At 70.3% G+C, this 20,847-nt stretch carries 14 protein-coding genes and 2 pseudogenes; 10 read left to right on the forward strand and 6 right to left on the reverse strand.

Going from position 1 to position 20,847, the window contains the following annotated elements:
- Positions 1-20 precede the first annotated feature (20 nt).
- Both STRVI_RS05650 and STRVI_RS05655 read right to left on the reverse strand, forming a co-directional pair.
- The gene (locus tag STRVI_RS05650) at positions 21-602 is read right to left on the reverse strand and encodes a Uma2 family endonuclease (RefSeq protein ID WP_014054655.1); all 582 of its coding nucleotides are present in this window, start codon (positions 600-602) and stop codon (positions 21-23) included.
- 51 nt (positions 603-653) lie between these two features.
- A complete protein-coding gene (locus STRVI_RS05655; protein WP_014054656.1) occupies positions 654-2,120 on the reverse strand; it encodes a M1 family metallopeptidase in 1,467 nt (488 codons plus the stop codon).
- A gap of 110 nt (positions 2,121-2,230) precedes the next feature.
- Between STRVI_RS05655 and STRVI_RS05660 the strand changes: the two genes are divergently transcribed.
- The 8 genes and pseudogenes from STRVI_RS05660 (at position 2,231) to STRVI_RS05695 (ending at position 11,813) form a co-directional block, all read left to right on the forward strand.
- Positions 2,231-2,476, forward strand: a complete 246-nt coding sequence (locus STRVI_RS05660) for a hypothetical protein (RefSeq protein ID WP_050993628.1) — start codon at positions 2,231-2,233, stop codon at positions 2,474-2,476.
- Between the two features lie 14 nt (positions 2,477-2,490).
- Positions 2,491-2,856: pseudogene (locus tag STRVI_RS05665) on the forward strand (hypothetical protein).
- A gap of 188 nt (positions 2,857-3,044) precedes the next feature.
- On the forward strand, positions 3,045-3,797 hold the full coding sequence (locus tag STRVI_RS05670) for a GntR family transcriptional regulator (protein WP_014054657.1): 753 nt from the start codon (positions 3,045-3,047) through the stop codon (positions 3,795-3,797).
- Between the two features lie 223 nt (positions 3,798-4,020).
- Complete coding sequence (locus STRVI_RS05675) at positions 4,021-5,766, forward strand: purine-cytosine permease family protein (RefSeq protein WP_014054658.1); 1,746 nt, start codon at positions 4,021-4,023, stop codon at positions 5,764-5,766.
- 220 nt (positions 5,767-5,986) lie between these two features.
- Complete coding sequence (locus STRVI_RS05680; RefSeq protein WP_208949121.1) at positions 5,987-7,699, forward strand: APC family permease; 1,713 nt, start codon at positions 5,987-5,989, stop codon at positions 7,697-7,699.
- A 185-nt stretch (positions 7,700-7,884) separates the two neighbouring features.
- On the forward strand, positions 7,885-8,070 hold the full coding sequence (locus tag STRVI_RS05685; protein ID WP_014054660.1) for an SPOR domain-containing protein: 186 nt from the start codon (positions 7,885-7,887) through the stop codon (positions 8,068-8,070).
- 278 nt (positions 8,071-8,348) lie between these two features.
- A pseudogene (locus STRVI_RS05690) lies at positions 8,349-8,744 on the forward strand ((deoxy)nucleoside triphosphate pyrophosphohydrolase); the annotation flags it as partial.
- A gap of 375 nt (positions 8,745-9,119) precedes the next feature.
- A complete protein-coding gene (locus STRVI_RS05695) occupies positions 9,120-11,813 on the forward strand; it encodes a SpoIIE family protein phosphatase (RefSeq protein WP_014054662.1) in 2,694 nt (897 codons plus the stop codon).
- A gap of 76 nt (positions 11,814-11,889) precedes the next feature.
- Here the strand turns inward: STRVI_RS05695 and STRVI_RS05700 are convergent, their stop codons facing one another.
- From STRVI_RS05700 to STRVI_RS05715, 4 genes are all read right to left on the reverse strand, one after another.
- On the reverse strand, positions 11,890-12,660 hold the full coding sequence (locus STRVI_RS05700; RefSeq protein ID WP_014054663.1) for a succinate dehydrogenase/fumarate reductase iron-sulfur subunit: 771 nt from the start codon (positions 12,658-12,660) through the stop codon (positions 11,890-11,892).
- Positions 12,657-14,612 (reverse strand): fumarate reductase/succinate dehydrogenase flavoprotein subunit, encoded by a 1,956-nt coding sequence (locus tag STRVI_RS05705; RefSeq protein ID WP_014054664.1) that lies wholly within the window; start codon positions 14,610-14,612, stop codon positions 12,657-12,659. The genes STRVI_RS05700 and STRVI_RS05705 overlap by 4 nt, the downstream gene beginning before the upstream one ends.
- A gap of 15 nt (positions 14,613-14,627) precedes the next feature.
- On the reverse strand, positions 14,628-15,479 hold the full coding sequence (locus STRVI_RS05710; protein WP_014054665.1) for a hypothetical protein: 852 nt from the start codon (positions 15,477-15,479) through the stop codon (positions 14,628-14,630).
- Positions 15,480-15,554: 75 nt separating this feature from the next.
- Positions 15,555-15,839: a hypothetical protein gene (locus STRVI_RS05715; RefSeq protein ID WP_014054666.1), complete on the reverse strand. Its 285-nt coding sequence runs from the start codon at positions 15,837-15,839 to the stop codon at positions 15,555-15,557.
- A gap of 307 nt (positions 15,840-16,146) precedes the next feature.
- On the opposite strand from STRVI_RS05715, the gene STRVI_RS05720 reads away from it, so the two are divergent.
- Together STRVI_RS05720 and typA are read left to right on the forward strand one after the other, a co-directional pair.
- Positions 16,147-18,309, forward strand: coding sequence for an ABC transporter family substrate-binding protein (locus STRVI_RS05720; RefSeq protein WP_014054667.1), 2,163 nt, complete (start codon positions 16,147-16,149; stop codon positions 18,307-18,309).
- A gap of 379 nt (positions 18,310-18,688) precedes the next feature.
- Positions 18,689-20,584, forward strand: coding sequence for a translational GTPase TypA (gene typA / locus STRVI_RS05725; protein ID WP_014054668.1), 1,896 nt, complete (start codon positions 18,689-18,691; stop codon positions 20,582-20,584).
- The last annotated feature ends 263 nt before the right edge of the window (positions 20,585-20,847 follow it).

Below are 20,847 nucleotides of genomic sequence, written 5' to 3' on the forward strand. Positions count from 1 at the left end.
CCGGAGTCCGGCCCGTCGTCTCACCTGCTCTTGTCGGGGGTGAGGTCGTCCAGGTTGATGTTTACCTTGAAGGGGACCGTCCGCTGGAGGCTGTGGCGGAAGATTCCGGCGGGGGCGTAGGCACCGGTCGGTTCGTCGAGCTCATAGACGTGGACGACGGGGGTCCCACCCTCGTCCTCGATGCACCAGTAGTGGGGAATCCCGGCCTCGGCGTACTTGCGGAGCTTCACCGTCCGGTCCCGGTGGGCCGATTCGGGGGAGACGACCTCGATGACGAGTTGCACCTCATCCGCCGCGAACCAGGTGCGGTCCCTGTCGAAGTCGGCTGTCGTCACCAACAAATCCGGCTCGGGCCGGTTGCGCTGATCCAGCTTGACCGTCATCTCGCGGCCGACCCTCGCCCCTGCGGGCACCTGCTCCATGAGCGCGACGGTGAGCATCGTGACGAGGTGGCCGTGCCACCACCTCTGCGGGGACATCATGAAAACGAGTGCTCCGTCGATGAGCTCGGTATGACGGGGTGCTTGCGGCAAGCGGTCCAGATCATCTGCGAACCAGCCCTCGGGGCGGGGCGGGCGCATCCAATCGGGGAGGGCGGTCATGAGTCAACCGTAGCGGTTTCGGGCGTTGGGAGGCGTTGCCTCCCCCTGCCGTCACAGATTCTTCGGCTTGCCCTTGCCGTACAGCCAGACGTCGAAGAGGCGGGTCAGGTCCTTGCCGGACTTGCGTTCGCACAGCTCGATGAACTGCTTCGTGTCCGCGTTGCCGTGTCGGTGGTCCCCCAGCCACGTGCGGAGGATGGAGAAGAAGGTCTTGTCGCCGACGGCCCGGCGGAGCTGGTGCAGCACCATCGCGCCGCGGCCGTAGACGGGCGGGTCCGAGACGCTGGCGACGCTCGGGGGGTCGGCGGGCGGGAAGTCCCAGATGCCCTCGCTCTCGTTGTCGGTGCCGTCGTAGAAGTCGTCGAAGATCTGCTGGGCGGTGCGGCCGTCGTGGTCCTCCTCCCACAGCCACTCGGCGTAGGTCGCGAAGCCCTCGTTGAGCCACATGTCCTTCCAGACCCGGGGCGTGACCGAGTCGCCGAACCACTGGTGGGCGAGTTCATGCACGACGAGCGTCTTGTCCGGGGCCGCGTCGAAAAACGGCTTGGTCTGGGTCTCCAGGGCGTAGCCGAGGCCGGGCAGATGGTCGACGACCGCGCCGGTGGAGGAGAAGGGGTACGGGCCGAAGGTGCGGCTCTCCCAGGTGATGACGTCGTCGACCTGGTCGGCGATGTGCTTCGCGCGGTTGGCCTCGGTGGGGTCGACGGCGACGTAGACGGGCAGGCCCGTGCCGGTGGTCGTGGTGCGGACGTCGAAGCGGCCGATGGTGACGGTGGCCAGATAGCTCGCCATGGGCTCGCCCATGTGCCAGCGGAAGGTGGTGCGGCGGTCGCGGGTCTGCTGGGCCGTCAGCTCTCCGTTGGAGACGGCGGTGTAGCCCTCGGGGACGGTGACGGCGATGTCGTAGGCCGCCTTGTCGGAGGGGTGATGGTTGCCGGGGAACCAGGTCATGGAGCCGGTCGGCTCGCCGAGGGCCACGGCGCCGTCGTCGGTGCGGATCCATCCCTCCTTCCCGCTGTCCTCGCCGGTGAGGGTCTTCGGCTCGCCGTCGTAGACGACGGTGGCCGTGAAGGCGCGCCCCTTGGGGAGGGCCGAGGCGGGGGTGAGGACCAGCTCGGTGCCGCTGCGGGCGGCCTTGGCGGGGCGGCCGTTCACCGTGGCCTTCCGGACGCGCAGCCCGGCGAGGTCGAGGTGGAAGGAGCTCAGGGCGCGATCCGCGCGGGCGGTGATCCGGGCGGTGCCCTTCAGGCGGCGGGAGCCGGGTGTGTAGTCGAGGGCCAGGCGGTAGCTCCGCACGTCGTAGCCGCCGTTGCCGAGCCGGGGGAAGAGTGCGTCGCCGACTCCTGCGGTGCCCGCCCTGGCCCGGGACCCTCCGGCCGAGCCCTGCGCCCCGGCCCCACCGGTGCAGCCGGCGACGCACAGCGCCATGAACACGACGCTGGTCAGCACCCGTGAGATGCGGCGAACGGGCCTGGGCGCCACGCGTCGGGGCTCCCAGGCGAGCGGTTCGTCGTCCATCGCGATCCCTACGCTTCGGCGGCTGCTGCTCAGGAGACTAGCGGCCGCCGGGACCCGCTCGGCGGAGATCAAGGCCGGCCCCGCGCCGCCCGCACGATCAGTGTTCCGATGTGCCCCGGCTCCGGCGCGGCGACGACCTGGGGCCTGGCTTCCTGGAGGCCGCCGTCGGAGTCAGGCGCAAGGACCCGGAGCAGGTGGTCGCGTACGCCCGCGAGGCGCTCCACCTGGCGCGAGAATCCTCCTCCGGCTATGTCGCCCGTAGACTCCAAGCCCTGCGTTCGGAGTTCGGCCCACTCGCTCGTGACAGGCGCATCGCGAATCTGGACGCCGAGATCAAGGCGCTGAGTGCGACGTGACGGAGGGGATGGATATGTCGCAGACCGAAGGTGCGCGGCTGTTCCGTGAGGCGTGGATCGCGGGCGTGCATCGGCACTTCCCCGGTGAGCCCAAGCCCGGCTATGTGACGCCCTGGGAGGACACCCCGGAGTGGGAGCGGGAGGCCGCCGGCGCGGTCTGTGAGCAGGTGCGTCAGTTCCTCGAGCTGAGTGGTGGGCATGCGTCGCGCCTGACGCGTGAGCAGAAGGGCCGCTTCGTCGCGACGTGCTGGATCGCGTAGATGTACCGGCACTTCGAGGATCCGAAGCCGGGGTACGTGGCCGACTGGGCTGATCTCCCCGACTGGCAGAAGGAGACGGACGCGGACATCTTCGAGGCGATCGAGAAGAGCGTGAGCTGACGGGGCGAAAGTGCGTCGCGGTTGCAAAGGGCGGGGCGGTGGGCGGGGTTGGGCAGCTCAGCGGGCTTTGGGCGAGTTAAACGTCTCTGAGCTGCAGTTCACCACTTCTAGTGAAGCTATGGCCTTGAGTTGCAATCGACAACGCTGGGTTGCCAAGCTGTGGCTCCCTGTCAACCCAGGGAGTGCACGTGGCCTTTGGTGACCAGCCCGCATACCTCCGCGTCGCCGACGATCTGCGGAAGAAGATCGCCGGGGGTGAGCTGCCACCGCATGCGCGTCTCCCCTCTCAGGCCAGGATCCGGGAGGAGTACGGGGTTTCGGACACCGTCGCGCTCGAGGCTCGCAAGGTGCTGATGGCCGAGGGGCTGGTCGAGGGGCGGTCGGGGTCGGGGACGTATGTGCGGGCCCAGCCGGTGCCGCGGCGGGTGGTGCGGGGTGGGTTTCATGCCGCTGGGGAGGCCACGCCGTTCCGGCAGGAGCAGGCCGATGAGCGGGTCCTCGGGAGCTGGGACGCCCACAGTGAGCAGGAGGAGGCCGGGGCGGAGACCGCCGGGCGGCTGGGGATCGACGTGGGGGCGCGGGTGATGCGCACCCGCTATGTGTTCCAGTCGCAGGGGGAGGCGGTCATGCTCTCCACCTCCTGGGAGCCGCTCGCCGTCACCGGCCGTACGCCCGTGATGCTGCCCGAGGAGGGGCCCCTGGCCGGGCGCGGGGTCGTCGACCGGATGGCCGCCCTCGATCTGGTGGTGGACAACGTGGCGGAGGAGGTCGGCGCGCGGCCCGGCCGGGCCGAGGAGGTGCTGGCGCTCGGCGGGGTGCCGGGGCACTGGGTGCTGGTCACCTCGCGTACGTACTTCGCGGGCGGCCGTCCGGTGGAGACCGCCGATGTGGTGGTGCTCGCCGAGCGTTATCGGGTCGCCTATCGGCTGCCGGTGAAGTGATCTTTCGTTTGGCCTTTTGGTGCTTGGCGTCTCCGGCAGTGTTTGCCGTTCCCGTCACCGTTCACCGATAGTCGGGCGGCCCGTCCCGGCGCGTCTTACCGCGAGTTAACCGCCTCCCCGCCGTCGTAACGGCCCGGCAATGCCGCACCGCCGCCGCCCGTCACCTGCGGCTTCTAGCTTCCTGGGTCGTAACGGAACGGCCCGAGCGACAGGGGAAGCCGGTATGACGGATGCGGTCGATGCGGTCGGCACGGTCGATGCGGTCGATACGGCCGCACCTGAGGCGGGAGCGTCCGCGGCAGCGGCCCCTCGGCGCGGGTACGCCCGGCTCGCGGCGGACGAGAGCCGCGAGGACTACTCGCTGCGCTACGCACCCCACTCCTACCGCCGCTGGTCGCCGACCATGGTCGCCTCGACGGCGCTCGGCGGGATCGCCTATCTCGCGGACTTCGCCATCGGCGCGTCCATCGTCTTCACCTACGGCTTCAGCAGCGGCATCGCCTCGATCCTCACCGCGGCGACGATCATCTTCCTGACCGGTATCCCCATCGCCCGCGCCTGTGCGACCTACGGCCTGGACATGGACCTGATCACCCGCGGTGCCGGATTCGGCTACTTCGGCTCGACGCTGACCTCGCTGATCTACGCCAGCTTCACCTTCATCTTCTTCGCGCTGGAGGGCTCGATCATGGCGCAGGCCATGCACCAGGCCCTCCATATCCCGCTGCCGGTCGGCTATCTGCTGACCACCCTCATCGTGATCCCGATCGTCTTCCGCGGCATGGGCGCGCTCGCCAAGGTGCAGGCGTGGACCCAGCCGATCTGGCTGATCGGGCTCGCCCTGCCGTTCGTGGTGCTGGCCTTCGAGGCACCGGACTCCTGGGGCGCGTTCGCCTCCTTCGGCGGGACCGAGGGCGCGGGTTCCGGTTTCGACTGGATCGGATACGGCCTGGGCACGGGTGTCGCGCTCTCGCTGATCGCGCAGATCGGTGAGCAGGCCGACTATCTGCGGTTCATGCCCGCGAAGACCGAGGAGAATCGGCGGCGCTGGAATCTGGCGGTCCTGGCCGCCGGCCCCGGCTGGGTGGTCATCGGCGCGGCCAAGCAGATCGGCGGCGCCTTCCTCGCGTTCGTGGCGCTGGGCGCGGTCGGCAAGACCCATGCGCTGGAGCCCATCGCCCCGCAGATCGAGGCGCTGAAGCCCTGGCTGGGCTCGGTCGCGCTGCCCGCCGCCGCGCTCTTCGTGGTGGTCTCCCAGATCAAGATCAATGTGACCAACGCCTACAGCGGCTCGCTGTCCTGGTCCAACTTCTTCTCCCGGGTCACCCACCGCCACCCCGGCCGGGTCTGGTACATCTTCCTCAACCTCGCCATCGCGCTGGCGCTGATGGAGATGAACATGTTCGCGGCGCTCAACAAGCTGCTGGGCTTCTACTCCAACGTCGGCATCGCCTGGATCGCCGCCGTCGCCGCCGATCTGGTCATCAACAAGCCGCTCGGGCTGAGCCCGGAGTACATCGAGTTCAAGCGGGCGTATCTGCATCCGGTGAACCCCGCCGGATTCGGTGCGATGGTGATCGCCTCGACGGTCTCGATCATCGCCTTCTTCGGGGCCTTCGGGGAGGTGGCTGAGGCGTTCTCGACCTTCATCGCCTGTGGTCTGGCGCTGGTGCTCTGCCCGCTGCTGGCCTGGCTCACCGGGGGCCGCTACTACCTGGCCCGGCGGAACCCGGTGAACGGGCCCGGTGTCGAGGTCCCGGACATCACCGCCACTCACCGCTGCGCCTCGTGCCAGACGGCGTACGAGCTGCCGGACATCGCCGACTGCCCGGTGCGGGCGGGGGCCGTCTGCTCGCTGTGCTGCTCACTGGACGCCGAGTGCGGGGATGTCTGCCGTAAGGCGCCCACGGGCGAGCCGGTGCTGATGCCGCTTCCCACCGTGCGTACGCGTTCGGCCACCGGCACCTGATCGTGGACCCCGCCCATGGCCCCTGACCCCCGGTCCCGCTCACGGCTCCTGACCCCCGGTCCCGCTCAGGGCTCCTGACCCCCTGGCCCCGTTCACCGCTCCTGAGCCTGGTTCCCGCCCCCCAGAACCCGAGCGCGGTTCCAGCGTCCGTTGTTGCAAAACTCACATCGGCGCAGGTGAAAGGGGTTACTGGAAGGCGATCTTCCATTTCGCTCTTACGATGGATCGGTTTGTGTCCGGTCGTCGGGGGGCGAAGGGAGTGCCAGGAACGTTGAGCACGGAGCAGGGTTCCCACTCGCATTATCGAAGGTCACTCGGACCGGTGGCCCTCACCGCCGTGGGTCTCGGGTCGATCATCGGTTCCGGCTGGCTCTTCGGCGCCGAGCGCGCCGCCGCGCTGGCCGGGCCCGCCGCCATCCTGGCCTGGGTGATCGGCGCCGCCGTCGCCCTGACCATCGCCCTGACCTACTCCGAGCTGGGTTCGATGTTCCCCAAGGCCGGCGGCATGGTCCGGTACGGCCAGTATTCCCACGGCTCGCTGGCCGGATATCTGGCCGCCTGGGCCAACTGGATCGCCATCGTCTCCGTGATCCCCGGTGAGGCCACCGCCTCCGTGCAGTACATGAGCTCCTGGGACTTCGGCTGGGCCAAGGCGCTGTACGACGGGAAGGAGCTGACCGGCAGCGGTGTCGCCCTCGCGTCCGTGCTGCTGCTCTTCTACTTCTTCCTCAACTGGTTCGCGATCACGCTCTTCGCGAAGACCAACACCGCGATCACCGTCTTCAAGCTGGTCGTGCCGACCCTGACCGCCGGGGCCCTGCTGCTGTCGCACTTCGACACCGGCAATGTCACCGGCCATGGCGGCTTCACCCCCAATGGGTGGAGTTCCGTGTTCACCGCGGTCGCCGTCTCCGGCATCGTCTGGGCCTACAACGGCTTCCAGTCGCCGCTCAACATGGCGGGTGAGGCCCGCAACCCCGGGAAGTCGCTGCCCAAGGCCGTCATCAGCTCGATCCTCATCTCGCTGGTGATCTACGTCGCGCTGCAGATCGCCTTCCTGACCGCCGTCCCCGCCGCGGATCTGGCGCACGGTGGCTGGTCCGGGCTCTCCTTCAACTCCCCGCTCGCCGATCTGTCCCTGGCCTGGGGCCTGAACTGGCTGGCGATGTTGCTGTACGCCGACGCCTTCATCTCCCCGTCCGGCACCGGCATGATCTACGCGGCCACCACCTCCCGCATGATCCAGGGCGTCCAGGAGAACGGCCATCTGCCGAGCATCTTCGGCAAGGTCGACCCCAAGACCGGCATTCCGCGTCCGGCGCTGCTGCTCAACCTGGGGATCGCCTTCATCTTCCTCGCGGTCTTCCGCGGCTGGGGCTCGCTGGCCGAGATCGTCTCCGTCGCGACCGTGATCTCGTACATCACCGGTCCGGTCGCCGTGATGTCGCTGCGCCGCCTCTCCCCGGACCTGCCGCGTCCGGTGAAGCTGCGCGCGATGCCGGTGATCGCGCCGGTCGCGATGGTCTTCGGCTCGCTGGTGCTGTACTGGGCCCGCTGGCCGCTCACCGGCAAGGTCATCTTCATCATGGCGATCGGGCTGCCGATCTGGGCGTGGTACGAGCTGCGCAAGCCGTGGGCGCAGCTTCGGCCGCATCTGGCCGCCGGTGCCTGGATGGTCACGTATCTGCTGGTCATGGCGGCGGTGTCGTGGGCCGGTGGCAAGGAGTTCGGTGGCCGCGGCTATCTGCCGGGCGGCTGGGACATCCTGGTCGTCGCCCTGATCGGGCTGGCCTTCTACGTCTGGGGCGTACGCAGCGCATGGCGCAATCCGACGCTGCTGGAGGCCGAGCGCGAGCTGGGCACCGCCCCGGCCGGTGAGGACGGCGAGGGCAGCGAGGACGACGGCCGGGCGAAGGCCGACGCGCGCGTCTGAGGCATACGTCCGAGGACATACGGAGGGCATACGTCTGAGACATGGCCGGATGAGTGCCTCGTTGTAAGAACACGTATCCGCTGCGTGAAGGTAGGGCGTAGGCTCGGGCATATGCGGATCGGGATTTCCTTCATGGTGTCGCGGGGGCGTACGCCCGGGCGGGCCACAGCGGAGAGGGCGGGGAGATGAGTGACGGGAACGCTGTGCTGCCCTGGCTCGTGATCCGCCAGGACACCAACGGCAACCGCTACCGCGTCGGGCGCTACGCCACGAGGACGGAGGCCCAGGAGGTGGCCGACCGCCTGGAGGGCCAGGGCCAGGAGCAGTTGTACGTGGTCGAGCGGACCGCCGCGTCCCGTCAGTCCGGCTAGGTCGTCAGTCAGTCCGGCCGGCCGGTCCAGTTGGCCCGCGGGAATCGGCTCGGCGGACAAGTGCCGGGCCCGCCCGCAGGATTCGGGTCAGTCCGTAAGGATCCGGCCAGCCCCCGGAATGGGCCAGCCCGTAGGAATTCGGTCAGTCTTCCCGGAATTGAGCCAGTCCACCGGAATCCGGCCCATCCGCAGGAATACCTGCACACCCGGGCCCCGGGGCGTCCGCCTCGGGGCCCGGGTGTGTATCGGCGCAGGCCAGGCAGGCTAAGGTGCGGCGCATGAGCGTGCGTGTGGTGGTGGGTGGAGCGGTGTTCGACCGGGGGCGGCTGCTGGCCGCGCGGCGCAGCGCCCCGCCCGAGCTCGCCGGCCGCTGGGAGCTGCCCGGCGGCAAGGCCGAGCCCGGGGAGACCCCGCCGCAGACGCTCGTCCGCGAACTGCGCGAGGAGCTCGGGGTCGAGGTCGAGCCGCTCGAACCGCTGCCGGGGGAGTGGCCCTTGAAACCCGGCTATGTGCTGCGGGTGTGGACCGCGGCCCTGCGCTCCGGTGAGCCGCGCCCGCTGGAGGACCACGACGAGCTGCGCTGGCTCCCCCCGGACCGGGTGGACGAGGTCGACTGGCTGGACGAGGACCGGCCGGCGGTGGCGGAGGCGGTCCGCCGGCTGCGCGCGGCCGAGGGCGCCGGGCAGGGCGCCGAGCAGCGTGCCGGGCAAGACCGCGAGCAGGGCGCCGGGCAAGGCCCCGAACAGGGTCCCGAGCAGCGTGCCGGGCAGGGCACCGAGGGCGCCCCTCCGCGCACCCCTTGAGATCGTCCCGCGCGGGACCCGTTCGAGGTCTCGTACAGGGAGAATCCATGGGGTTCGAGCCGCCTCCACCTGGTTAGGAGTGAGGGGGAGCGCTGATCATGAGCGCTTCACCAAAAGCGGGGACGGAAACCGATGGCGGGCTGAGATAGTGCTGTGATCGTGAAGACCGTACTCGGGATGGCCGATGTGCTGGATACTCGGCTATCTGAAGCCGGTCGGAGCACCTGAGCCGGAGGGGACGGGCGCATGAGCGAGAAGCCAGCGGGGGCTGATATCCCCGAGGAGACGGTTGGTTCGCAGGTGTCGCCGGTGTCACAAGGGTCTTCGGTGCCGGACATGTCGCCCATGTCCTCGATGTCGGCGGTGTGGCAGAGTAGCCCGCCCGGCTCGATCTATGACTACATCCAGGTCGCTTCCTTCGCGCTCGGGTCCGACGGCCGGATCGCGCAGTGGAGCGAACGGGCCGCGGAACTACTGGGGCTGACGGCGCGCCAGGCCATCGGCAAGGATCCGGTGGAGGCGTTCGTACCGCCCGAGTACCAGGAGACCGGCCATCGCGCGGTCGCCGACATCCTGGACGGCCGGGAGTGGACCGGGCTGGTTCCCTACCGTAGCCCCCAGGCGCCGAGCGGGCATGGCATCGCCGAGGTCTATGTGATGCCCGCTCAGGATGAGGACGGGAAGCGGGCCGCGCTCTGTATCGCGGTGGACGTCAGTGCGTTGCGCGGGCTGGAAACTGATCTTGCTTCTTCACAGGCCGTTTTCGGTCAATCTCCGCTCGGTTTCTTCCTCTTCGGGACCGATCTGCGGATGCTCCGGGTCAATGAGCGTTTTGCGAAGGTTTTCGGCCGCCCCACCGAGGAATACCGCGGGGTGACCCCGCACGATCTGCTGCCGCGCGGCGAGGCCGACCGGCTGGCCGCCGCCCTGCGCCAGGTCCTGGACTCCGGGCAGGCGCTGACCGATATGCCGCTCATGGGCCAGACTCCGGGCAGCACCGACCGCCGCCGCTGGTCGGTCTCGCTCTACCGGCTGCACAGCGGCTCCGGCCGCCCCATCGGCATCGCCGGACTGGCCACGGACGTCACCGGCCGCCGCCGCGCCGAACAGGAGGCCGCGGGCGTACGGCGCAATCTGGCGCTGCTGAACGAGGCCGGGGCCCGAATAGGCACCTCGCTCGATCTGGAGACCACCGCCCGGGAACTGCTGGACGTGGCCGTGCCGCAGTTCTGCGATCTGGCCTCCGTCGACCTCTACCAGGGGCTGCTCTCCGGCGACGAGACCCCGCCCGGACTCGCCGACGGCAGCGCCGAGTTGCGCCGCGTCGCCTTCGCCAGCGCGGTCTCCGACGGCCCGGTCCCCTTCGGCGACATCTGCCGCGTCAACACCGCCGAGGACCCCAAGCCCATCCAGGTCGGCGAGGTCCACCGCTACCCCTTCAACTCCCTGTGCGCCCACGCCCTGCGCACCGCCCAGGTCCGGGTCGTCCCCGGCCGGGACGGCAGTGAGAGCCTGGAGCTCGGCGCCATGCTCCAGTCCACCCTCGTGGTGCCGATGGTCGCCCGCGACACCGTCGTCGGCCTCGCCCAATTCTCCCGTACCAAGGGCAGCGAGCCCTTCGGCGAACGGGACCGCGCGCTCGCCGTCGAGCTGGCCGCCCGCGCCGCCGTCAGCATCGACAACGCCCGGTTGTACCGCAGAGAACATGAACGCGCGCTGATACTGCAGCGCAGCCTGCTCCCGCCCGGCGACCCGGAGGCCGCCGGGCTCGACATCGCCTGCCGCTATCTGCCGGGGAACGCGGCGACCGAGGTGGGCGGCGACTGGTTCGACGTGATCGAGCTGCCCGGGCACCGCACCGCGCTGGTGGTCGGCGACGTCATGGGGCGGGGGCTGCGCGCCGCCGTGGCCATGGGCGAACTGCGCACCGCCGTACGCACCCTCGCCCTGCTCGACCTGGAGCCCGCCGAGGTGCTCTCCGCGCTGGACGAGATCGCCCTCGGCCTCGGCACACCGGGCGGCTCGCACTCCGGCGCGCGGCCGGGATCGCGCGCCCGCGGCAAGGCCGCCGACGACTCCTCCGATCTGACCGAGGTCTACCTCGCCACCTGCGTCTACGCCGTCTACGACCCGGTCACCCGCCGCTGTACCTTCGCCAACGCCGGACATCCGCCCCCGGTCCTGGTGGAACCGGGTGAGAACGCCCTGCTGATGGAGGTCCCGCCCGGTATGCCGCTCGGCGTCGGCGGCGAACCGTTCGAGGAGATCGAGGTCGAGCTCCCCGACGGCGCGCTGCTGGCCCTCTACACGGACGGTCTGGTCGAGTCCCGCGACCACACCCTCGACGAGGGGCTCCAGGCCCTGCGCGCGGCCCTCGACACCCCTGACGGCGCCGACGGCGGAAACGCCGCGGCCGGATCCCTCGAGGACGTCTGCGACCACGTCCTGAGCACCCTCGACACCCACCACGGCGAGGACGACATCGCCCTGCTGATGGCCCGGGTGCAGGGCCTGTCGGCCGAGTCGGTCGGCGACTGGCACCTTCCCAGCGCCCCGCAGTCCGTGGGCCGGGCCCGCGAACTGGCCCGGGAGCAGTTGGAGTCCTGGGGCCTTGACGGTCTGGTGGACACCACCGAGCTGCTGGTCAGCGAGCTGGTGACGAACGCCCTGCGGTACGGCGAGGGCGAGATCAGGCTACGGCTGCTGCTGGACCGCACGCTGGTGTGCGAGGTCTGGGACGGCGGTCTGGTCCAGCCCCGGCGGCGGCGCGCCCGGGACACCGACGAGGGCGGGCGCGGGCTGCAGTTGGTCGGGCTGCTCAGCGCGGGCTGGGGGAGCCGGCGGACCCCGCTCGGCAAGACCGTCTGGTTCGAGCTGGCCCTGCCGGACGGCCGGTCCTCGGAGCCGGACTCGGTGGAGGCGCTGCTCAGCCTCTGGTGACGGGCCACGGCCGGTGCGAAAGCGGCCCCTGACGGCAGCGGGCCCGCCATCGGCGGGCCCGCGACACGAAGGGGAGCTACTGCCCCCGGCGCCGGATCTTGTTGCCGAGCCAGACCAGCGGATCGTACTTACGGTCCACCGCCCGCTCCTTGAGCGGGATCAGCGCATTGTCGGTGATCTTGATCTGCTCGGGGCAGACCTCCGTACAGCACTTGGTGATGTTGCAGTAGCCCAGTCCGTGCTCCTCCTGGGCGGTGCGCTTGCGGTCGAGCCCGGTGTCGGCCGCCGCGTCCAGCGGATGCATGTCCAGCTCCGCGACCCGCATCAGGAACCGCGGCCCGGCGAACGCCTCCTTGTTCTCCTCGAAGTCCCGCACCACATGGCAGGTGTCCTGGCACAGGAAGCATTCGATGCACTTGCGGAACTCCTGCGACCGCCCCACGTCCTCCTGCCACATCCGGTACTCGCCCGGCCCCACCCCCTCCGGGGGGACGAAGGACGGCACCTCGCGGGCCTTGGTGTAGTTGAACGACACGTCCGTCACCAGATCCCGCACCACCGGGAAGGCCCGCAGCGGGGTGATGGTGATCGTCTCGGCCCGGTCGAACACCGACATCCGGGTCATGCACAGCAGCCGGGGGCGGCCGTTGACCTCGGCGCTGCACGAACCGCATTTGCCCGCCTTGCAGTTCCAGCGGACCGCCAGATCGGGGGCCTGGGTCGCCTGCAGCCGGTGGACGATGTCGAGCACGACCTCGCCGTCGTTGACCTCGACGTGGAAGTCCTTCAGACCGCCGCCGTCCTGGTCGCCCCGCCACACCCGGAAGTGGGCCTCGTACGCATTCACTGGGTCAGCTCCTCGTCCGTCAGGTACTTCACCAGCTCGTCCTTCTCGAACAGGTTCAGCAGATCGGGCCGGATCGGCGGCGTCTCGCGCCGCTCCAGCCGGATCTGGCCGTGTCCGGTGTCGGGTGCCGCCAGTCCGCCCGAGGGGTCGGAGAGCCGGCAGACCAGATTGAGCCGCCGCCATTCGCGGTCCATCTCCGGGCAGTCGTCGCGGGTGTGCCCGCCGCGGCTCTCGGTCCGCTCCAGCGCGGCACGGGCCACGCACTCGCTGACCAGCAGCATGTTGCGCAGATCGATCGCCAGATGCCAGCCGGGGTTGAACTGCCGGTGGCCCTCGACCCCGGCGCGGCGCGCCCGGACCCGCAGACTGGCCAGCCGGTGCAGCGCCTCCTCCATCTCCCCGGCCTTCCGGATGATCCCCACCAGGTCGTTCATCGACTGCTGCAGCTCCTGGTGGAGGGTGTACGGGTTCTCCGGCGGCCCGGCAGGACCCGCGCTCTCGTCCGGCTCACCGGCCTCGGCGCTGAACGGGCGCAGCGCCTCGGCCGCCGCCAGGTCGAGCTGGGTCTCGTCCGGCACCGGACGGGTGCCCGAGGCCGCGGTCTCCTGGGCGTAGCGGGCCGCGTGGAGCCCGGCGCGGCGCCCGAAGACCAGCAGGTCGGAGAGGGAGTTGCCACCGAGCCGGTTGGAGCCGTGCATCCCGCCCGCGACCTCGCCCGCGGCGAACAGACCGGGCACCCCGGTCGCCGCCGCGGTGTCCGGGTCGACGTCCACTCCGCCCATCACGTAGTGACAGGTCGGGCCCACCTCCATGGGCTCGGCGGTGATGTCGACGTCCGCGAGCTCCTTGAACTGGTGGTGCATGGAGGGCAGCCGCCGCTTGATGACCTCAGGGGACATCCGGGTGGACACATCGAGGAAGACCCCGCCGTGCGGGGAGCCCCGGCCCGCCTTCACCTCGGCGTTGATGGCGCGGGCCACCTCGTCGCGCGGGAGCAGCTCGGGTGGTCGGCGGTTGTTGTCCGGATCCTCGTACCAGCGGTCGGCCTCGCCCTCGGACTGGGCGTACTTCTCCTTGAAGACGTCCGGGATGTAGTCGAACATGAAGCGCTTGCCCTCGCTGTTGCGCAGCACCCCGCCGTCGCCGCGCACCGACTCGGTGACCAGGATCCCCTTCACCGAGGGCGGCCAGACCATACCGGTCGGATGGAACTGCACGAACTCCATGTTGATCAGCGGAGCGCCCGCCAGCAGCGCCAGCGCGTGGCCGTCGCCGGTGTACTCCCAGGAGTTGGAGGTCACCTTGAAGGACTTGCCGATACCGCCGGTGGCCAGCACCACGGCCGGGGCCTCGATCGCGAAGAAACGCCCCGACTCGCGCTCGTAGCCGAAGACCCCGGCGACCCGGTCGCCGTCCTTGACGATCCGGGTGACCGTGCACTCCTGGAAGACCTTCAGCCGGGACTCGTAGTCGCCGGTTTCGGCCTTGTCCTCCTGCTGCAGGGAGACGATCTTCTGCTGGAGGGTGCGGATCAGCTCCAGTCCGGTGCGGTCCCCGACATGGGCGAGGCGGGGGTACTCATGGCCGCCGAAGTTCCGCTGGGAGATCTTGCCCTCCGGGGTGCGGTCGAAGAGCGCGCCCCAGGTCTCCAGCTCCCAGACCCGGTCCGGGGCCTCCTGGGCGTGCAGCTCGGCCATCCGCCAGTGGTTGAGGAACTTGCCCCCGCGCATGGTGTCGCGGAAGTGCACCTGCCAGTTGTCGCGCTCGTTGACATTGCCCATGCTGGCGGCGATGCCGCCCTCGGCCATCACCGTATGGGCCTTGCCGAACAGCGACTTGCAGATGACGGCGCAGCGCATGCCCTGCTCGCGGGCCTCGATCGCGGCCCGCAGCCCGGCGCCGCCCGCGCCGATCACGACCACGTCCCACGCCTGCCGCTCGACTTGCGTCATCGATGAGCACCTCTCCTAGAAAAAGCGGGGATCGTCGAAGGCACCGCTCGCCACCAGATAGACGTAGAAGTCCGCGACGGCGACGCTGATGAGAGAGGCCCAGGCCAGCTGCATATGGCGGGCGTTGAGCCCGCTCACCCAGCCCCAGAGCCGATAGCGCACCGGGTGCCGGGAGAAGTGCTTCATCCGGCCGCCGACGATATGGCGGCAGGAGTGGCAGGAGAGGGTGTACGCCCAGATCAGCGCGATGTTGGCGAGCAGCACCAGGGTGCCCAGGCCCATATGGCCCCAGCGGCCGTGCTCGTCCCGGAAGCCGAGCACGGTGTCATAGGTGAGGATCCCCGCGACGATCACCGCGAAGTAGAAGAAGTAGCGGTGGATGTTCTGCAGGACCAGCGGGAAGCGGGTCTCGCCGGTGTACTTGGCGCGCGGCTCGGCGACGGCGCAGGCGGGCGGCGAGGCCCAGAAGCCGCGGTAATACGCCTTGCGGTAGTAGTAGCAGGTGAGCCGGAACCCCAGCGGGAAGATCAGGATCAGCAGCGCGGGGGACAGCCCCCACCACGCACCGAAGATCTCCCAGTTGGCACCGCCCTTCATCGGCACGCAGTTCTGGGCGACGCAGGGCGAGTAGAAGGGGGAGACATACGGCTCTGCGTAGTAGTCGTCCCCGGCGAAGGCTCGCCAGGTGGAGTAGACGATGAACGCGAACAGCCCTGCGGCGGTGATCGCCGGGGAGAGCCACCAGCGGTCGCTGCGCAGATGACGGGCGGGAATGGCGGCGCGTGAGGCGCCGTGCACGCCGTGCGGGGCCGTCCCGCGGTCCGCGGGCGCGGGTGTGGTGGCTTGGGGGTCGGTGCCTGTGGCCAAAGGGAACTCCGCGGTGGAGTGGTATGGGGGGACGATGGGGGGCGCCCCGACGACGGGAGGCGCGCCGGGCCGTCCCTAGGGCGCGTGGCGATCGCGCGCGCCGAGGCCCTCGTCGTCGACGTCCGACCACAGCGCACTGTCGTACGGGGCGTCGGGGACCGGAACCATCTCGGGGCGTGGTCGCTCCTCGGGAGCGGTCTCGCGCAGGAGGGCGAGGCTCTCGCGGAGGTGGTCCGCGTCGGTGCGGACACGGCGTATCTCCAGTCCGCCGGCGCCCACCCGCTGCTCCAGCCGGGAGACGGAACGGACCAGGTCATCGAGACAGCGCTGGACGGCCGTCAAGTCGTCGGTCAAGGACATGACTTGCCCTCACTTCCGCGGTTGCGGTTGGCGACGCTCATGCGACAGCGAGTGTTACTCGCCATGGTCGTGGTTGTGAAGGGATCTGTCGGGATTGGCGGTGCCACCGGCGCGATTCCGCCGCCGCGCGCCGGAGTGTGCGCCCGCCGCGTTGATCCGCTCGGGTGATCCTTTCCCCACATGGCCGTCTCCGTGGCCCTCTCGGCGTGCTGTCCCATGAACCGTCGCTTTGAGTGAGGACTATATGCGATCAGCGTCACACTATGCCAAATGCGCATATATCCGTCACCCTGCGGAGGTACGAGTCATGCCCCTCACCAAGCGCCGCCGCGCCATGCTGCTCGCCGCGGGGGTGATGCTGCCGCTGCCCGTACTGACCGGCTGCAGCTCGGACGACGACGGCCCGCCGCCACCCGCCGCCTGGGACGTCGCCTCCGCGCCGCGCAGCGCGACCGCCGGTACCGGCACCCTGCACTGGGCCCTGGACGCGGCACCCACCACCCTCAACGCGTTTCAGAAGACCGCGGACACGGGCACCCAGCGGATCGCGGGCGCCGTGCTGCCCTCCCTCTACACCCTCGACGCCCGGGGCAGGCCACAGCGCAACGGCGACTATCTGACCGCCGCCGACGTCACCTCGTCCGACCCCAAGCAGGTCGTGGTCTACAAGCTCAACCCCAAGGCGGTGTGGAGCGACGGCCGCCCGATCGGCGCGGAGGACTTCCAGGCCCAGTGGCGGGCGCTGCGCGGCACCGACGAGGCGTACGGGACGGCGCGCAACGCCGGTTACGACCGGATCGCCAAGATCGAACCCGGGGACAAGGAACACGAGGTCAAGGTCACCTTCGCCAAGCCGTACACCGACTGGCGCTCGCTGTTCACCCCGCTGTACCCGAAGAGCGTGATGGGCAACCCGGCGGTCTTCACCGCACCGGCCACCAAGGGGCTCGCGGTCGGCGCCGGACCCTTCATGGTGCGCGAGGTCTCGGACGGCTCCGTCACCCTCGTCCGCAACCCCCGCTGGTGGGGCGACCGGGCGCGGCTGAACCGGCTGGTCTTCCAGGCGGTGCCGGCCGACCAGCGCGACGAGGCCCTGATCGACGGGCAGCTCGATCTGGCCGAGGTGGACCGGGCCACCGCCCGGCGCATCCGGGCCACCGCCCCGGACAAGCAGGCCGCGGGCACCAAGCAGGGCTCCTCGGCCCCGGGCAAGGCGGGCGCGCCGGAGCAGTCCACCGGCGGCCGGGAGGCGGCCGGAGCCGAGGGAGGAGCCACCGGCGACACCGACAAGGCCACCGGCGACACTGACGACACCGACAAGAACCGGTCGCAGACCCGGGCGCTGAGCAGGTTCACCCTGCGCAAGGCCCTGGACTCCGCCTACACCCAGCTCGCCCTCAACGGCACCAAGGGCCCGCTCGCCGATGAGCGGGTGCGCCGCGCGGTGGCCCGCGCGATCGACCGGAAGGCCCTGGCGAAGCTGGTGCTGAAGCCGATGGGGCTGCCGTCCGAGCCGCTCGGCAACCATCTGCTCATGGCGGGCCAGCCGGGCTACAAGGACCACAGCGGCGCCCTCGGCGACAAGGACACCAACGCCGCGCAGTCGCTGCTCGCGGACGCGGGCTGGCGGGCGGGCGACGCCGGCCGGCAGAAGGCGCTCGACGGCAAGACGGACGACCGGGGCAGGCGGCACAGCGCCCCGACCGCCACCGCCACGGACCCGGCCACCGACGGCGCCCCGGGCACGGACCTCGCCAGCGACAGCGCCACCGGCACGGACCCCGCCACCGACAGCGCCTCCGGAAGCGCGTCCCAGAGCGCCTCCGGCACCGCCTCCACCTCCGCCACGAACTCCGCCACGAACTCCGAGCGCCCCTCCGACGCCGCCCCCGCGGCCGGTGACGCCGGGCGGTCCGGACGGCTCGGGGAGGCGGCCGTCGTACGGAAGAAGGGACGGCCGCTGGTGCTGCGCTTCGTCCTCCCCGACGACCGGACCGCCGCCCCGCTGAGCACGGTCGGCGAGCGCATCGCGCGGATGCTGGAGAAGATCGGCGTCCGGACCGAGATCACCAAGGTCCCGGGTGAGAGCTACTTCCGGGACCACATCGCCACCGGCGACTACGACCTGGCCCTCTACTCCTGGCCCGCCTCCGCCTACCCGGCCACCGACGGCCGCCCCATCTACGCCAAGCCGCAGCCCGCCGCCGACGGCTCCCTGGTCGTCGAGCAGAACTACACCCGGGTGGGCACCGACCAGATCGACCAGTTCTTCGACCAGGCGCTCTCCGAGCTGGACGGCGGCGCCTCCCGCTCCCTGGTCAGCCGCGCGGACGCCCGGATCTGGGCGGCGGCCGGATCGATTCCGCTCTATCAGCGCCCTCAGTTGATCGCCATGCGCAAGGACCTGGTCAACGCGGGTGCCTTCGGCTTCGCCACCCCCCGCTACCAGGACATCGGCTTCCGCCGCTAGGGGGTGGCCGACGGATCTTGACGCCTGCCGCGGGCTGCTCCCCTCCGCACCCTCCCACCGCATCGAAATGCGGCTCCGCCGCGTGGCAGGGCTTCGCCCCTGGACCCCGGGTACCAGGGGCGAAGCCCCTGCCAACCCAGCCCCTCCGGCGTTTGAGGAGCGGGGTCCGGGGCGGAGTCCCGGCGGGGGTTCCAGGGGCGAAGCCCCTGGTATCGGGAAGGGGCGGGGAGGGGAAAGACCCGGCCGGGACGGGCTGCGGCATCCGTCTTCGCGCCGTCCCCGTACCATGGGGGTGAGGCCGAGGCGTGATCAGCCCGGCGGAAGGCGCGTCGCACAAGGAGCGCGCCGCCACCCACGAAACCGGGAGAAGCGCGCTTCTATGCCCACGCGCCACGACATTCGTAACGTCGCCATCGTCGCCCACGTCGACCACGGCAAGACGACCCTCGTCGACGCCATGCTCAAGCAGGCGGGTGCGTTCGCCGCCCACCAGCACGTGGACGACCGGGTCATGGACTCCAACGACCTGGAGCGCGAGAAGGGCATCACCATTCTCGCGAAGAACACCGCCGTGAAGTACCACCCGGCGGACGGCGGCGACCCCGTCACCATCAACATCATCGACACCCCCGGCCACGCCGACTTCGGCGGTGAGGTCGAGCGCGGCCTGTCCATGGTCGACGCCGTGGTCCTGCTGGTGGACGCCTCCGAGGGGCCGCTGCCGCAGACCCGCTTCGTGCTGCGCAAGGCGCTCCAGGCCAAGCTGCCGGTGATCCTGTGCATCAACAAGACGGACCGCCCGGACTCCCGGATCGACGAGGTCGTCAACGAGGCGTACGACCTCTTCCTGGACCTGGACGCGACCGAGGAGCAGATCGAGTTCCCGATCGTCTACGCCTGCGCCCGTGACGGTGTGGCCTCGCTGACCAAGCCGGAGGACGGCACCGTCCCGGCCGACAGCGACAGCCTCCAGCCGTTCTTCTCCGCGCTGCTGGAGACCGTCCCGGCGCCGGAGTACGACGCGGCCGCACCGCTCCAGGCCCATGTCACCAACCTGGACGCGGACAACTTCCTCGGCCGTATCGCGCTGCTCCGGGTCGAGCAGGGCGAGCTGAAGAAGGGGCAGACGGTCGCGTGGATCAAGCGCGACGGCACCATCTCCAACGTCCGGATCACCGAGCTGATGATGACCGAGGCGCTCACCCGCAAGCCCGCCGAGGTGGCCGGCCCTGGTGACATCTGCGCGGTCGCGGGCATCCCGGACATCATGATCGGCGAGACCCTGGCCGACCCGGAGAACCCGATCGCGCTGCCGCTGATCACCGTGGACGAGCCCGCGATCTCGATGACCATCGGCACCAACACCTCCCCGCTGGTCGGCCGCGGCCCCGGCGGCAAGGGTGCCGACAAGTCGGCCGTCAAGGACCGGAAGGTCACCGCGCGGCTGGTCAAGGACCGGCTCGAGCGCGAGCTGATCGGTAACGTCTCGCTGCGCGTGCTGCCCACCGAGCGCCCGGACGCCTGGGAGGTGCAGGGCCGGGGCGAGCTGGCGCTGGCGATCCTGGTGGAGACCATGCGCCGGGAGGGCTTCGAGCTGACCGTCGGCAAGCCGCAGGTGGTCACCCGGGAGATCGAGGGCAAGCTCCACGAGCCGATCGAGCGCATCACCATCGATGTGCCCGAGGAGCACATGGGCGCGGTCACCCAGCTCATGGGCACCCGCAAGGGCCGGATGGACAACATGTCCAACCACGGCTCCGGCTGGGTCCGCATGGAGTTCATCGTCCCCTCCCGCGGCCTGATCGGCTTCCGTACCGAGTTCCTGACCGCGACCCGCGGCACCGGTATCGCGCACTCCATCCACGAGGGTCACGAGCCGTGGTTCGGCGAGCTGAAGACCCGCAACAACGGGTCGCTGGTGGCCGACCGCTCGGGTGCGGTGACCGCCTTCGCGATGACCAACCTCCAGGAGCGCGGCGTGCTCTTCACCTCGCCGGGCACCGAGGTGTACGAGGGCATGATCGTCGGCGAGAACTCCCGCGCCGACGACATGGACGTCAACATCACCAAGGAGAAGAAGCTCACCAACATGCGGTCCTCCACCGCTGATGTGACCGAGTCCCTGGTCCCGCCGCGGCTGCTCTCGCTCGAGCAGTCCCTGGAGTTCTGCCGCGACGACGAGTGCGTCGAGGTGACGCCGGAGACGGTGCGGATCCGCAAGGTGGTGCTGGACCAGAAGGAGCGCGCCCGCTCCGCCGCCCGCGCCAAGCGCTGACCCTCACGCCCGGGCGCCGGGGCCCGCTCCGGGCGCCGATGCGCACTCCGGAGCCGATCACGGAGCGTAGGCGCCCCCCTGTGCGTCAGTGAGCTGCCAACGGCCCGGACCCCCCGCTTCCACCGCGGGGGTCCGGGCTGTTGCCATGTCAGGAAGGTGCCCGTCAAGCGGTTATCCGGATCTGAGCGTCCGGGTATCGGAGCCCGGGCTCCGCATGATGTGTTAACAGTCCGTTTCGCGTGTGTCTGTCTGGGGCAGTTTTG

The organism is Streptomyces violaceusniger Tu 4113 (assembly GCF_000147815.2).
Taxonomy (GTDB): Bacteria; Actinomycetota; Actinomycetes; order Streptomycetales; family Streptomycetaceae; genus Streptomyces; species Streptomyces violaceusniger_A.

Bases quoted from the DNA above. Each gene is read 5' to 3' on its own strand.
- STRVI_RS05705 (WP_014054664.1), bottom strand. From the start codon at position 14,612: ATGACGCAAGTCGAGCGGCAGGCGTGGGACGTGGTCGTGATCGGCGCG.
- STRVI_RS05675 (WP_014054658.1), top strand. From the start codon at position 4,021: ATGACGGATGCGGTCGATGCGGTCGGCACGGTCGATGCGGTCGATACG.
- typA (WP_014054668.1), top strand. From the start codon at position 18,689: ATGCCCACGCGCCACGACATTCGTAACGTCGCCATCGTCGCCCACGTC.
- STRVI_RS05650 (WP_014054655.1), bottom strand. From the start codon at position 602: ATGACCGCCCTCCCCGATTGGATGCGCCCGCCCCGCCCCGAGGGCTGG.
- STRVI_RS05655 (WP_014054656.1), bottom strand. From the start codon at position 2,120: ATGGACGACGAACCGCTCGCCTGGGAGCCCCGACGCGTGGCGCCCAGG.
- STRVI_RS05695 (WP_014054662.1), top strand. From the start codon at position 9,120: ATGAGCGAGAAGCCAGCGGGGGCTGATATCCCCGAGGAGACGGTTGGT.
- STRVI_RS05680 (WP_208949121.1), top strand. From the start codon at position 5,987: ATGGATCGGTTTGTGTCCGGTCGTCGGGGGGCGAAGGGAGTGCCAGGA.
- STRVI_RS05715 (WP_014054666.1), bottom strand. From the start codon at position 15,839: ATGTCCTTGACCGACGACTTGACGGCCGTCCAGCGCTGTCTCGATGAC.
- STRVI_RS05685 (WP_014054660.1), top strand. From the start codon at position 7,885: ATGAGTGACGGGAACGCTGTGCTGCCCTGGCTCGTGATCCGCCAGGAC.
- STRVI_RS05720 (WP_014054667.1), top strand. From the start codon at position 16,147: ATGCCCCTCACCAAGCGCCGCCGCGCCATGCTGCTCGCCGCGGGGGTG.